We start from the raw sequence: 14525 nt of genomic DNA, 5'->3' as shown, positions 1-14525 counted from the left end.
AAAAATAAAAAAGCTACTAGCAAAAAACTAGTAGCTTAAATCTTAGTTAAATTTTGATGTAGTATTAATTTTTATATCTACGCTACAACGTCGATTCAAATTCGTGCAGTATTAATTTTTGTATCTGCGCCACAACGCCGATTACTAATAATGCAGTATTAATTTTTATATCTGTGCTGCAACACCGATTACTTAAAACTAAGATAAAAAATCGACGAAGGTCGATTATGGTTTTTGCACGCGTTCTTTTTAGAACGCATAAGTGCGCCCTTACGGGATTTAACTAGATTATAACGACGAAAATCAGACCTGTAAAGCGATAACTATTGTGATAAAGTTTGCTAAAAAGGAGTTTTGAAGTTGAAAAAAACAGAACGTAATTTATTTTCTATTTTCTTATCTTTAGGAAGTCTTTTTGCTATCTTTAGTGGTTTCTTTATTTTGGGCATTGGAATGTTAATTGGTGGAGCAACTTTATTAACTAAAAGTATTTCTGAAGAATAAAAGAGTTGACGCATTTATGCCGAGAAAATTTATTGTGCGTTGAGAAGAACCCTTAACTAAACTTGGAGACGAATGTCGGCATAGCGTGAGCTATTAAGCCGACCATTCGACAAGTTTTGGGATTGTTAAGGGTTCCGAGGATCAACGTCAATAAAGCAATTGGAATAAAGCATCTATGATTATTTGAAAACATAAGTTATAATACATTCAAAAATATTTTTGAATGAGGTGTAATTATGATTCAGACTATTGTAACTGCTGCTATTCTTTATATTGCGACAGCAGTAGATTTATTAGTAATTTTATTAATATTTTTTGCTAGAGCAAAGACTAGGAAAGAATATCGAGATATTTATATTGGTCAATATGTAGGTTCTGTGGCATTGATTGTCGTAAGTTTATTCTTTGCCTTTGTCTTAAATTATGTTCCTGAAAAATGGATATTAGGATTATTAGGGTTAATACCGATTTATTTAGGAATTAAAGTAGCTATTTATGATGATTGTGACGGAGAAGAGAGAGCTAAAAAAGAATTGAATGAAAAAGGATTGTCTAAACTAGTTGGTACGATTGCAATTATTACCATAGCAAGTTGTGGCGCTGATAATATTGGTGTATTTGTTCCCTATTTTGTGACATTAAGTGTTACTAATTTATTAATTACTTTGTTTGTCTTTTTAATTTTAATTTTCTTCTTGGTATTTACTGCACAAAAATTAGCTAATATTCCAGGAGTTGGAGAAATTGTTGAGAAATTTGGTCGTTGGATTATGGCTGTTATTTATATAGCTTTAGGTTTATTTATCATTATAGAAAATGACACTATTCAAACAATTTTAGGATTTATATTTTAATTTAGGGTGTGATTTTATATGAGCTATAAAAATGCTTGTGATGTGATCTGTGTACATGAGGATAAAGTTAACAATGCCTTAAGTTTTTTAGAAGATGATAAATCTAAGAAATTACTTAACATTTTAGAAAAGATTTGTGATGAGAAGAAATTGAAAATTATATTATCTTTGATTAAAGAAGATGAGTTGTGTGTTTGTGATATTTCTTTGATATTGAAAATGAGTATTGCTTCAACTTCACATCATTTAAGACTTTTATATAAAAATGAGGTGCTTGATTTTTATAAAGATGGAAAGATGGCATATTATTTTATTAAAGACGATGAAATAAGAGAGTTTTTCTCTAAAAATCAGAAGGGTTTTTGAAACGAGTGAAACGAGTTTCTTCTTGTCTTGATACTATAAAAATAAGCAAAGATATAACATAAAATGACTTATCGGAAGTTAGCTATTATCACATATTCAAAGATGATATAATATAAAAGTCGCCTATCTCTCAGGCGTCAATATAGACGTAGAGAGGAGGTGTAATTATGCTTGATAACTTTGTTCACATCATGACCACAGCAGCGAGTGGTTGTATCGTCGCATTATTTGCGCATTGGCTACGCAATCGCAACGATAAGAAAAAATAGGCGACTATAGTCACACCTAAAAATCCCCTCACTACTTCCGATAGTGAGGGGATTGGTGTATTATGCTTAATAACTTTGTTAAGTAGATTATAACACTGGTTAGTAGAGGAATGCAACAGAACCATATTTAATATGATTAATATAGGTATTTGGCCAATGGTCATTCTAGCATTATTAATCATAGCTAATAGTATTTTTATGGTTTACAAGACAGTAGACGTTAAAAAACGCAAATGACAAAAAAGCAATCTCACTCTTAATTTATGTGAGATTGCTTTTATTTATCATAATAATATAATGACGTTTCAAGCACATTATTTAATGTTACAAACACTTCTTCAACTGTATAGTTATAGTCATTTTCTACCCAACGTCGTAGTACTTCTATTACGCCACTACTGTAAAAATCAGCTACAATTTCAGGATGTTTACTTTCTCTAATCTTTTGCGCTAAGAGGTCACGCTTACGAGTTGAATTATTTAACATCATTTCGCGACCCACATTCGTTAAACTTCTAAATACATCTGCCTGTCGAGACGAAACTAATAGATGCTTAAAAATCTTTTTATTATTACAAATGTAATAAATAAAGTCTTCAAATGATTCAGAGGTTGTAATGTCTGCTGATGTGTCACCTTTAGCTATAATTTGTTGTGCAATAAAGTCAGGTAAAGTGTAGAGTAATTCATATTTATCTTGGAAGTATCTATAGAACGTACTGCGGTTGATTTCTGCAATATCACATATTTTTTGAACCGTGATTTCATCAAAATGATAATCATGTAAAAGTATAAACACTGTTTCATGAATATGTTTAATCATACGCTTTTGATTTGCTGACGGCATTATCTGATTCTCCTATTTATTTAATCTAGTCAGATAGCCTGACGTAATAAGAGTAATTTATCACAATAAAGTTGATTTTTCCAAACATAACAACTGATACTACGTTTAAATTTGTTTATAAAAAAAGAGTAAATAAGTTATTTGAAACGTTTAATACTATAAGAGCGATATAAAAAAGTAGGAGCGAAACTGAGTTTAGTTTCACTCCCTCGCAATATAGCTACGATTGAGAAGAGTTTGTCTTAAGCGCCTTCTCAACTTGGTTTGCTACTGTAAATTTGCATTATGAGTTTTAAATATGCTACACCAAACGAGCATATTCTTTATTTGTCTATCTTAACTTTGTAATTAGTTAGTCTCAATATCTTCTAACCATTCATCTACTTTATTATCATTATCATCCACATAGTCTTTAGCTACTTGTTCTGGATTTTTGTTATCAACAAAGATTTTTTTAGCTAATTTGTCTTCGTCAGATTTACTCCAATCATCTGCCATACGTGTTGCAATTGTGTATGCAGCTGGATGTGCCTCTTTAAAGTTTTTGTTAAATACTAAGTCAATATGTTGATTATTATTACCATAAATGTTGTCAGGATCTTTCAACATTTTAACGTCTAATTCTTTAGAGAACCAACTAGGTTCCATTGATGTGAAGACGATAGGTTCTTGTTGTTTAAAAGCAGATTGAATTTTCTTGAATTGGTCTTGGTCAGAACTTTCTTTCAAGCTATATTTATCCAAGTTGTCACTATCAAGTTCATCTTTAGTTTCTTGCATAACGCCATTACGTGCGTCTGTGCCTTGAATTGTCCAATCTACAGATTTTCCGAAGTCACTGTTTTTTAAGTCACTAATTGAGTCGACATCTTGCACGTACTTAGGTACGGCTAAGCCTACTTTTGCGTTATCAATTAAATGTTTATCATCATAAATTGTTAATTTACTTTTGAACTTATCGTAGTAACTTTTATCAGTAGTAGGGAAGATACCTGATGCATGGAATGAATCAGAATTCTCTGATACAGCAGTATATAACGGGCCACTTGCTGTTACTGGTGTAGTTGTTACATCATAACCTGCTTTTTTCAATACTTCTGCTATAACTAGTGAACGTGGTGTTGAATTATCACTCGCGATATAAGGTATTTCGATTTCTTTATTACCAAGTGATGTTTGACTATCGTCTGATGAACCACTACCGCTACCACTATTACCACAAGCACTTAGCACTATAGCTAAGGCTAGTGTGGCTAGTAGTCCTAAGAATTTCGAACTACGTCGTTTTAACATAACGTGTTTCCTCCTTTTTAATATTAGTCTCTAAGTTCGTCATCATGACGATGTTGAGATGATCGGTTATATCTATCGTAAACACCTTTGTTGTTTTCACGAGCGTATAACATTAATGCTTTGAATAATACATCTTGATCAATATTGCTATCAGTTAATTCTTTGTATAAGTTTGTTGTTTTATCGAAATTTGAATCATGATAATCATCGTTTCTATCGTAATTGTCTTGATAGTGTCGATCATTATAATTACGCTCATCATGATGAGTATGGTCGCCATCTTGAGTATAAAGTGATTCATAGTCGATATCATCACGTTGATTATCATAATGATGTTGGCGATGATGCTGGTCATGATGATTATCTAAATGCACAGAACGGTTATAATCTTCGTCATTATAATTGCGATTGTGGTTACGTTTGTCATTTTGATAAACATAGTTATCTTTGTCTTGTCTAGCGTATTCATTATTTTTATCGTTGACATGACCTTTTTCAGAAGATGTGTCGTGATGATTATCTTCTTCTAAAGCTTTACCTTCAACGTCAATGTTTGGCAATACTGCACCTAACCATTTAGGAAGGTACCATGAAGCTTTACCAAAGAGTTTCGTCAATGCTGGAATTAATGTCATACGTACGACGAATGCGTCGAATAACACACCGAAACCTAATGCGATACCCATTGACTTAATTGCACTGTCATCTTGGAAGACGAATGCGATGAATACACTGAACATAATAAGTGCAGCAGCTACGATAACAGGTCCACTTTCTTTGATACCTACACGGATTGAATGATCATTGTCGCCAGTCTTACTGTATTCTTCATGTACACGTGTCATTAAGAAGAGCTCGTAGTCGATGGCAAGTCCGAATAACAATCCAATTGTGACTACTGGAAGGAATGCGAGTAATGGTCCTGTGTTTTCAATACCAAATAAGCTACCCATAAAGCCATGTTGAATGACTAATGTTGTGAAACCTAATGTAGCCATTAATGAAAGGATAAAGCCTAGTACTGCTTTTAATGGAACTAAGATTGAACGGAACACAATCATTAATAAGACGAATGCTAATACAACGATAACGCCTGCAAATACTGGAATAGCGTTGTTTAGTTTTTCTGACATATCGATGTTAATAACACTTTGTCCTGAAATTTCAGTGTCATAGTCATATTTTTCTTGCGCTTGGCTATGATAATCACGTAAATCATATACTAGATTTTCTGTTGACTGTGAGTTCGGTCCTTTTTCAGGAATGATTGTGAATAATGCGTAATTGTTGTTGTCAGTTAGTTGTGCTTTTGAAACTGTATCAACATTATCAATGTCTTCTACATCACTACGCATATTATTTAAGTCACGTTCGATAGTGCTTTTACTTCCACCATCTTTTGTATTTACTAACATGACAATTTGTCCGTTATAACCTTCGCCAAAATTATCTGAGATCAATTTATAAGCTTTGTATTCTGATGAGTCAGTTGGTTTTAAACTATCATCTGGAATACCTAAACGCATGCCACTGACTGGTATAGCAGCTAAAATTAAAATAATTAAACTTACAATAACAGCGATAACTGGCTTACCAACAATAAATTTTGCCCAAGGATGATCTTTAGGGTCTTTACTTTTAGATGGTTTATCTTTAATTTTAATACTTTTATGGAAGATACTGATTAGGGCAGGTAATAGTGTTAATGCTGCTAATACTGCAAATAACACACTAATCGCTGAAGCAAATCCCATAACCGATAAGAAGTCGATTCCTACAAGTGATAAACCACAAACAGCAATCATAACTGTAAGACCAGCGAATATTACAGCACTACCTGCTGTACCCACTGCTGTTGCGATAGCTTCTACAGTATCGACACCTTTTTTCTTAAGTTCTTTAAATCTAAATAGAATAAAGAGTGAGTAGTCAATACCAACAGCTAAACCTATCATTACAGCTAGTGTAAGCGTGAAGTTTGGAATATCAAAGATATATGTTAATAATGCGATGATACCAACACTTGAACCTAAACCGATGATTGCACTAATAATTGGCATACCAGCTGCGATAAGTGAACCAAAGGTAATAAGTAAGATTACGAATGCTACGACGATACCGACAATTTCTGATGTACCACCAATTTCAGCATTCATAGAGCTACCTTGAGCTTTTTCAATTTGCACATTGTGGTTGTCAGTTACATCTTTTAATTCTTTGTCGATGATATGTTTAGAAGAATCTTTTAATCCAGTTTGTGGAACTACATAACTTACGTTAGCGATAGCGGTATCGCCTTCATCGTTAACTTGTCCACTGTCATATGGATTAGAGATATTTTGGATATAATCATCATTTTGTCTGATATTGTCTAAAGCATCTTCAATATCTTTCTTCGTATCTTTATTATTGAGTCCATCATTCTTATTAGAATGGAAGACTATTTTCATCGAGGCTTTCTCACTGTCCTGATGAAATTCTTTACTAATTTTATCGTTTGTGTCTAATGACTTAAGGCCGTTCATAGTGATGTCACTGTCAAACTTCGGTGAGTTTATCATTAATGGCGTGATAATGACACCTAGTATAACAAGCCATCCTATAACACTTAGCCATTTGTTCTTAGCTATAAATTTTCCTAGTTTGTATAATAGCTTTGCCAAGACATTTCCCCCTATTTCATTAATTTATATCGCTTAAAGTATGGGTAGTATGTTGATGATTTGTGAGCAATTACATTAAACCGATACCTCAAATTAAGCATATTTAAAATGTTACATTTGATAATGTAACAAGTTATACCCACGTTCGGGTACCATTAAAAGTTTTAAGTCGTTGGAAAATGCAACACTTTGGAAAAAATGTTGGTGAAAATAGTGTGTATTAAGGGAATATATAAGAAAACAGGTAACCTCGTGATGATGGTATACCTGAAAATAATTTGGTACGTAGACTTACGATGTAGTTAGTTCATTAAATAAAACAGGAGAAGTAATGCGTCTATTAAGACAAAAATTACGCCAGGAATATAAATTTTTGGTTCTGTTGCAAAGTTAAAAATCATGTAATATTTATACTAAAAAACGAAAAATAATTAATACTAACAAAACTCTTTAAATGTACTCCTTTTCTCATTTATTAGGTGAATATTTCTAATATAACAAGTAAAGTGACACAAAAAAGTAAAAAATATTTATCTATATGTCTACTTGTGGTACACCCTAATCATACAAAGAGAGTTATTGAATTTATAATAACTTAAACGTATGATTAGGGTGTATATTAATTGTGGAGTGAAAATGAATGATTATAGGTTATGCAAGAGTATCTTCGGTAGATCAGAATTTAGAGAGACAGCTAGATAATTTGAAAACATTTGGCGTAGAGAAAATATTTACAGAGAAACAATCGGGAAAGTCAGTAGAAAATAGACCCGTATTTCAAGAAGCACTTAACTTTGTGAGAATGGGCGATAGATTTGTAGTAGAATCGATTGATCGCTTAGGTCGTAATTATGATGAAGTGATTAACACAGTTAATTATTTAAAGGATAAAGAAGTTCAATTGATGATTACTAGTTTACCTATGATGAATGAAGTGATTGGTAATCCACTATTAGATAAATTTATGAAAGATTTAATCGTTCAAATCTTAGCAATGGTTTCAGAACAAGAACGAAATGAAAGTAAACGTAGACAAGCACAAGGTATTCAAGTTGCGAAAGAAAAAGGTGTGTATAAAGGACGCCCTTTACTATATTCACCTAATGCTAAAGATCCTCAAAAACGTATTATCTACCATCGTGTTGTTGAAATGTTAGAAGAAGGCAAAGCAATTAGTAAGATTGCGAAAGAGGTTAATATCACAAGACAGACAGTTTATAGAATTAAAAATGGTAAGGGATTATCTTGATAAATGGATTGTTAATGCAAATGAGATCTTCTCACAGCGTCCTAAATTATATGTTATTCATCTATTATGAGATTCTAATAATAAGACAAGAAAAGAGAGTGCGAATTCGCACTCTCCTTTTGTGTAGTACTATTGAAATTTTGTCTTAAAAACGAACGTAATTTAGAAATAATATTTATTGGTATTTCAAGAATATATATATAATTATTTACTAAGTCCATTTAAAAAAATTTGAGAGAACTTGTTCATAAGTTTAATTCTTTCATTAATATTTTGTTCATGTGTAAAGGTAACAATTCCATTAACAGCGTTTGCTGCTATTTTACTAACAGCATTAACATCATTAATACACCATTCGCCATTTAAATTACCCTCCTTAAAAATTACATGATAAGCATCTATATATTTGTTTTCTAATTTATTCATTTTTTCATTAATGCTATTAGTTTTATAATATTCAGTGCAAAATTCAATTATTGCGTTTTGAAGTGGATAATAGTATTCGGTTGTTAAAGATAGTTCATTATATAAATAAAATTTTTCTCTATTAGTTTTACATTTGATTTGTTCCTTTTTCCACTGTTCTTGCCATTTAGATTCTTCTATATTTAAAATTTCTAAAAATAGATTTTCTTTTGTTTTAAAGTGATAATAAAGATTCCCTTTACTACTTTCTGATAATTTAACAATTTCTCCAGTAGTAGTGGCATTATATCCATTTTTTATAAATAATTCCTTTGCGACACCTAGTATTTTATCTTTCAAGTTCATCACGCCTTTAATGAGTATTAAGTACTATCAATGATAGCACAAAAAATTCAAAGAATAATTGTATAACACAATACAGCCATTTAAATTTCGCAAGATTTTTTGTTGTAATATGTAAAAAAATAGATTACAATCCTTATAGACCGTGCGATCGGTCTATAAGGATTGGAGGGAACTTAAATGATTTCATTTTTTACAAAAACTACTGATATGATGACATCAAAAAAAAGATGGACTGCACTAGTAGTATTAGCTGTTAGTTTGTTTGTTGTTACAATGGATATGACAATATTAATTATGGCTTTACCGGAATTAGTAAGAGAGTTAGAGCCTTCTGGTACCCAACAGTTATGGATAGTTGATATATACTCTCTTGTTTTAGCTGGCTTTATAATTCCATTGAGTGCCTTTGCTGATAAATGGGGAAGAAAAAAAGCATTATTAACTGGATTTGCTTTATTTGGCCTCGTTTCATTAGCTATATTTTTCGCAGAAAGTGCAGAGTTCGTAATAGCTATTCGATTTTTACTTGGTATTGCAGGTGCTTTAATAATGCCAACTACTCTTTCAATGATAAGAGTAATTTTTGAAAACCCTAAAGAAAGGGCCACTGCATTAGCTGTATGGTCAATCGCTTCATCGATAGGTGCTGTTTTTGGACCAATTATCGGAGGAGCTTTACTTGAGCAATTTTCATGGCACTCGGCATTTTTAATTAATGTACCGTTTGCGATAATAGCAGTTGTAGCAGGTTTATTTTTATTACCAGAGTCTAAGTTATCAAAAGAAAAGTCTCACTCGTGGGATATTCCTTCTACAATTTTATCAATTGCAGGCATGATTGGACTGGTATGGAGTATCAAAGAATTTTCAAAAGAAGGACTAGCAGATATTATTCCATGGGTTGTAATAGTATTAGCAATTACCATGATAGTGATATTTGTTAAACGTAATTTATCAAGTTCTGATCCAATGTTAGACGTAAGACTTTTTAAAAAGAGATCATTTTCAGCTGGTACAATTGCTGCATTTATGACAATGTTTGCAATGGCATCTGTTTTGTTATTAGCTTCACAATGGTTACAGGTTGTGGAAGAACTTTCTCCTTTTAAAGCTGGCTTATACCTATTACCTATGGCAATAGGAGATATGGTGTTTGCACCAATTGCACCCGGATTAGCGGCGCGATTTGGACCGAAAATAGTGTTACCTTCCGGAATTGGAATTGCAGCCATTGGCATGTTTATTATGTATTTCTTTGGTCATCCATTATCATATTCTACAATGGCTTTAGCATTAATTTTAGTTGGAGCTGGTATGGCTTCACTAGCAGTTGCATCTGCTCTAATAATGTTAGAAACACCTACATCAAAAGCAGGTAATGCAGCTGCTGTTGAAGAGTCTATGTATGACCTTGGAAATGTTTTTGGTGTAGCAGTACTTGGTAGCCTATCTTCTATGCTTTATCGTGTATTTTTAGATATTTCATCTTTTTCATCAAAAGGTATAGTTGGAGATTTAGCTCATGTAGCTGAAGAATCTGTAGTGGGCGCTGTCGAAGTAGCTAAAGCTACGGGGATAAAACAGCTTGCAAACGAGGCTGTAACATCATTTAATGATGCTTTTGTAGCAACTGCTTTAGTAGGTGGGATTATCATGATTATCATTTCAATAGTTGTCTATTTGTTAATTCCCAAATCACTTGATATAACTAAACAAAAATAGTACTAAACATATATTTTTAGATATTGTAGATTAGTTTATTTTTAAAATTAGTAATAGTTAAAAAGTAGAACCATTAATTTTAAATGGTTCTACTTTTTTATTATTAAGTAAAATTATAAAAGACAATTTCTTAAATTAATAATATGATATACCTATATCTAATAATTTATTAGTATTAATAAACCTTGAAAGGATGATTAACTGATGAATAGAGCAGATATTTTTAAAATATTTGATGTAGAACTTAATATAACTATATTTTTAGGAGCACTAGTAGCAACTTTCATCTATTTTATAAGTTACATGAACAATGTAAATGAATTAATTACATTATGCTTAACATTAGCTTTTCCTGCATATTTATTAAAAATTAGCAGATCGTTCGAGGTTATTTTATTAGAGGAAAAAATAAAAAATAGTAAAATCAAAATCTGTGACAAAGATAGAATTGAACGAGAGATACTGGTGAAAAAGAACCTAATAGATGAACTATTGTTTCCTAATAGAGTTATTAAAAAATATACACTGACAATTTTAATTTACAGTATAGGTATTATTATTCTTTTACTACTTTGTAATATGTTAAGTTATGGAATTGGTGAAAATGTCAATTTTATCTGGAGATTACTAGCTTGTTATGTAACGAGTGTCACAGTGATTATAGTTGCCTTGATTATAATGATAATGATATTTGATCTTATAATTGGATTACTATTAAATTTTCAAATATTTTTAAAAAATAAAAAGTATGATGACTTTTTATAATTATTCGATTTATATAATGAAAAATTAAATGATTAAACATAGAAACCTCAAAACAAACCATATTTAATAGAGTTTATGGCGCCTTATACAAATAAAGGCTATGCTGTTAAAGAATTATGTAGCTATCTTCAGATTAATATGGATGATGTTTATACTATTGGCGATAGAAAATTGATTTACCTATGTTTAATACCCTAGATAATTCTTCTGATAATTTAGTTTTTGTTAGAGTTTAACATAACTGATGATTATCAGAAGTTCTAGCATAAAAAAGCACTACAAGTTCATGAGCTTGTAGCGCTTTTTATTGTGTTAATTACCAAACAACCGACTCCAGAAACCTTTTTTAGGTGATTTTTCTTCCTTATCTTCGTATTCATTATCTATTTCTTCGAATTGTTTATCGTCTATTGTGGATGGTTCTTCATTGAGGTTTTCATTCTCTTTCTCTTCAGGTATATCTTTATGCTGTACCTCTATGGGCTGTTCCTTTTCTGGTTGCTGATTAAAATCTTTAGTTTCTTCGGTAAACTTTGCTTCTTGCGCCTTAACATTTTGTCTATCATTAGAAGATGTATCAAAGGAATAATTAAGCTGTCTTTCTTCCTCTAATTGATTTTCTAGTTTTTGAATTTTTTTATTACTTTCTAAAGCCAATATTTGCTGATTCTCTAAAAGTCTATTAAGTGTATTTATTTGCTCTTTATCTCTATTTGATTGTTCTTTATATATAGCTACTTGGTTATATAATTGTTTTATTGTCTCATCTTTCACCAGGTTATCATTATTAGGTTCAGCTTCTTCTTTTTTTTCACCTTCAAAATCATCATTCTTATTTTGATTTTTTCTTATTCGGTTTACTACTATAGTTTCATCTTCACCGGATAAGTAATTTACGTTATCGATTTTTTGAAATTTTACATTTGCTTTTTTAGCATTATTATAAACAGTCATTTTTGTTACGTTTAATTCATCGGCAATTTCCTTCATACTTTTCATATAATGGCCTCCATATAATTATACACATGACATTTATACCATTATATAGCTATTATACTTGTTATTACAAGGGCATATAATTCATTATACATATAGCTATATACGGTTATACGTATAACTATATAGGATTATATGTATAAACTTTCAACCCTACATGTATAGGTGTTATACACCCTTTATACTTGCTATATAAGCGTTTATACGCTGTTATATGACATAACCATATAAAGGTATTATACGAAGCTTTATCTTTTTTGAAAATGCATACATCCAAATGTATATAAACAATTTAACAAAGCTTTTAAAAGTGTTATTATAAATATATATAAAAGAAACCCAACTACGGGAATAGTCAGGTTTCTTCGGTAATAAAACAAGTGGTTTGTTTATATATTTGTTATATTCTTATTATATATTCTAAGAATTATTAGTGCAAGTCGAATACATATAAACTTACTTATAGCTTTTTATTACCTCTTTTAGAAATTTAAATATGAAAGAGGTTTTTGTATGTCCAACTTTAACATTAAAGAAATCCAAAAAGAAAAATTTTATCAATTACCTAAAGTGTTTTTTACGAATCCTAAATATGTTAATTTGTCTAACGATGCAAAAATAACATGGTCAATATTAAGAGATCGTTTAGATTTATCTATAAGAAATAATTGGGTAGATAAAAATGGAGATATATTTTTTATTTATACCAATGAAAAGCTTAAATCTATTTTAAATATTAGTAGTCCAAATAAGTTATCTAAAATTAAAAAAGAATTAACTCAAGCTGATTTATTCAATCAAATAAGAGTAGGTTTAAATAAACCTAATAAATTATATATTAAAAAACCGGAAGTAACAGAAGCTGATGTATATTATATTTCACAACAAGAAAATGATATAGAACAGCGTAATAACACGGACGTATCAAATTCATACGTCCAGAAATATGATAATGATACATCAAGAAATATTAATTTGATACATCATGACATATCAAAAGAATACACTAATGATACTGACTTAAGTAATACTGACTATATAGAGACTAAGAATAATGATACGCATGATATGAATGATACATATAACAATTCAACAAACCACAATCATTCGAATCATACAAATCATCAACAAAATGAATTTAATAATGATGCCTTAAAATTCCAAGTGCTTGAAGAATTGCCACAACAAATCAAAGATTACGTAAGTAATTTTGAAATTAGAGAAATTCGTATTATTAAAAGTGTTTTACTCAAAGGGAAGAAATCATTTAATAATGCCCATGATACCTATTATCGTTTAGAAGATGTTGAGTTTGAAATTGTCAGTGTCTTAAAACGTTTTAAAGCGATGCTGCTACAAAAGAATGAAACCGTTGAAGCTATGCAAGGATATTTAATGCAATCGATTAAAGCTGAACTTGAAGAAATACACGCACTTAATATGCGTCGTCAAAACATGAAACAACATAATATCTTTAGCCAATAATTTAGATAATTTTATAGCAATCAAAGAGACTTCAAAATACTCGGTTAAGTCATCAGATTTTTTAACTGATAATGACGAAAAAAATCAAGAAATCGTAAATGATTTAGAAAAAGGTTTATACCGAAAACGTATGTTGAGTTATGGTGGTTTGCTTAAACAAAAACATAAAATTTTAAATTTAGACGATGCCGAAGATGGTAATTTGATTAATACAAGTGACGAAGATAAAACAACAGACGAAGAAGAAAAAGCACATTCAATTACGGCAATTTGGAATTTTGAAAAACAAAATTATTACTTAAAAGATTTGAAACGTTAGCTTAAAAGCTAGCGTTTTTTTATGTCTTTTTGCCCCTGCGGGAACTATAGCGTTCAACCGGCATGGTTGACCAGTTTTTATGCCAATTTTTAAATTTGCATGTAACTGGGCAGTGTCTTAAAAAATCGACACTGGATTTGCTCAAATTTTTGCTTTTGGAAATAGCATATATTTATTTGGCTCATATTTGCGTTTTAAGAGCTTATATAAGTTTTTAGGCATAAAACTATATGATTTACCCCTAAATCTTTAAAATGCCCCCTTAAAACTCAAAATAAAGGTATTTAAAATTTTAAAAAATAAAAAAGCTACTAGCAAAAAACTAGTAGCTTAAATCTTAGTTAAATTTTGATGTAGTATTAATTTTTATATCTACGCTACAACGTCGATTCAAATTCGTGCAGTATTAATTTTTGTATCTG

13 protein-coding genes and 2 pseudogenes are annotated in these 14525 nt (G+C 30.7%); 10 read left to right on the top strand and 5 right to left on the bottom strand.

The window, feature by feature from the left end; genetic code table 11:
- Positions 1-360: 360 nt before the first annotated feature.
- The 4 genes from NGI30_RS11360 to NGI30_RS11345 all read left to right on the top strand — a co-directional run bounded on the left by NGI30_RS11360 (position 361) and on the right by NGI30_RS11345 (position 1993).
- A complete protein-coding gene (locus NGI30_RS11360; RefSeq protein ID WP_002324169.1) occupies positions 361-504 on the top strand; it encodes a hypothetical protein in 144 nt (47 codons plus the stop codon).
- A gap of 236 nt (positions 505-740) precedes the next feature.
- On the top strand, positions 741-1358 hold the full coding sequence (locus tag NGI30_RS11355) for a CadD family cadmium resistance transporter (RefSeq protein ID WP_251944105.1): 618 nt from the start codon (positions 741-743) through the stop codon (positions 1356-1358).
- An 18-nt stretch (positions 1359-1376) separates the two neighbouring features.
- The gene (locus NGI30_RS11350) at positions 1377-1724 is read left to right on the top strand and encodes an ArsR/SmtB family transcription factor (protein WP_002449931.1); all 348 of its coding nucleotides are present in this window, start codon (positions 1377-1379) and stop codon (positions 1722-1724) included.
- A 167-nt stretch (positions 1725-1891) separates the two neighbouring features.
- The gene (locus NGI30_RS11345) at positions 1892-1993 is read left to right on the top strand and encodes a type I toxin-antitoxin system Fst family toxin (protein ID WP_002497230.1); all 102 of its coding nucleotides are present in this window, start codon (positions 1892-1894) and stop codon (positions 1991-1993) included.
- A 277-nt stretch (positions 1994-2270) separates the two neighbouring features.
- On the opposite strand, the gene NGI30_RS11340 is transcribed toward NGI30_RS11345, so the two are convergent.
- The 3 genes from NGI30_RS11340 to NGI30_RS11330 all read right to left on the bottom strand — a co-directional run bounded on the left by NGI30_RS11340 (position 2271) and on the right by NGI30_RS11330 (position 6796).
- Positions 2271-2840: a TetR/AcrR family transcriptional regulator gene (locus tag NGI30_RS11340; RefSeq protein ID WP_002497231.1), complete on the bottom strand. Its 570-nt coding sequence runs from the start codon at positions 2838-2840 to the stop codon at positions 2271-2273.
- Between the two features lie 348 nt (positions 2841-3188).
- Complete coding sequence (locus NGI30_RS11335) at positions 3189-4133, bottom strand: glycine betaine ABC transporter substrate-binding protein (RefSeq protein ID WP_002454675.1); 945 nt, start codon at positions 4131-4133, stop codon at positions 3189-3191.
- A 23-nt stretch (positions 4134-4156) separates the two neighbouring features.
- Positions 4157-6796 carry an MMPL family transporter gene (locus NGI30_RS11330; RefSeq protein WP_002449922.1) on the bottom strand — a complete coding sequence of 880 codons (2640 nt, stop codon included), beginning with the start codon at positions 6794-6796 and terminating at the stop codon, positions 4157-4159.
- Between the two features lie 640 nt (positions 6797-7436).
- On the opposite strand from NGI30_RS11330, the gene NGI30_RS11325 reads away from it, so the two are divergent.
- The gene (locus NGI30_RS11325) at positions 7437-8045 is read left to right on the top strand and encodes a recombinase family protein (protein WP_000583537.1); all 609 of its coding nucleotides are present in this window, start codon (positions 7437-7439) and stop codon (positions 8043-8045) included.
- 204 nt (positions 8046-8249) lie between these two features.
- On the opposite strand, the gene qacR is transcribed toward NGI30_RS11325, so the two are convergent.
- Positions 8250-8816 (bottom strand): multidrug-binding transcriptional regulator QacR, encoded by a 567-nt coding sequence (qacR, locus tag NGI30_RS11320; RefSeq protein ID WP_001832666.1) that lies wholly within the window; start codon positions 8814-8816, stop codon positions 8250-8252.
- Between the two features lie 177 nt (positions 8817-8993).
- Here qacR and NGI30_RS11315 point away from each other — a divergent pair, with 177 nt between their 5' ends.
- The 3 genes and pseudogenes from NGI30_RS11315 to NGI30_RS11475 all read left to right on the top strand — a co-directional run.
- Positions 8994-10538 carry a quaternary ammonium compound efflux MFS transporter QacA gene (locus NGI30_RS11315; RefSeq protein WP_000622776.1) on the top strand — a complete coding sequence of 515 codons (1545 nt, stop codon included), beginning with the start codon at positions 8994-8996 and terminating at the stop codon, positions 10536-10538.
- A 204-nt stretch (positions 10539-10742) separates the two neighbouring features.
- The gene (locus tag NGI30_RS11310) at positions 10743-11303 is read left to right on the top strand and encodes a hypothetical protein (RefSeq protein ID WP_001077893.1); all 561 of its coding nucleotides are present in this window, start codon (positions 10743-10745) and stop codon (positions 11301-11303) included.
- A 63-nt stretch (positions 11304-11366) separates the two neighbouring features.
- Positions 11367-11501: pseudogene (locus NGI30_RS11475) on the top strand (HAD hydrolase family protein); the annotation flags it as partial.
- A 114-nt stretch (positions 11502-11615) separates the two neighbouring features.
- Here the strand turns inward: NGI30_RS11475 and NGI30_RS11305 are convergent.
- Positions 11616-12302, bottom strand: a complete 687-nt coding sequence (locus NGI30_RS11305; RefSeq protein WP_002440810.1) for a DUF536 domain-containing protein — start codon at positions 12300-12302, stop codon at positions 11616-11618.
- A gap of 510 nt (positions 12303-12812) precedes the next feature.
- On the opposite strand from NGI30_RS11305, the gene NGI30_RS11300 reads away from it, so the two are divergent.
- Both NGI30_RS11300 and NGI30_RS11295 read left to right on the top strand, forming a co-directional pair.
- Positions 12813-13784 (top strand): replication initiator protein A, encoded by a 972-nt coding sequence (locus NGI30_RS11300; protein ID WP_002440813.1) that lies wholly within the window; start codon positions 12813-12815, stop codon positions 13782-13784.
- A gap of 16 nt (positions 13785-13800) precedes the next feature.
- Positions 13801-14103 (top strand): annotated as a pseudogene (locus tag NGI30_RS11295) (protein rep); the annotation flags it as partial.
- Between the last annotated feature and the right edge of the window lie 422 nt (positions 14104-14525).

It is taken from the genome of Staphylococcus sp. Marseille-Q5304 (assembly GCF_943737015.1).
GTDB classification, from domain to species: Bacteria; Bacillota; Bacilli; order Staphylococcales; family Staphylococcaceae; genus Staphylococcus; species Staphylococcus hsinchuensis.
Note: the sequence above shows the minus strand (reverse complement) of the source record. Positions and strands in the feature narration are given on the sequence as shown.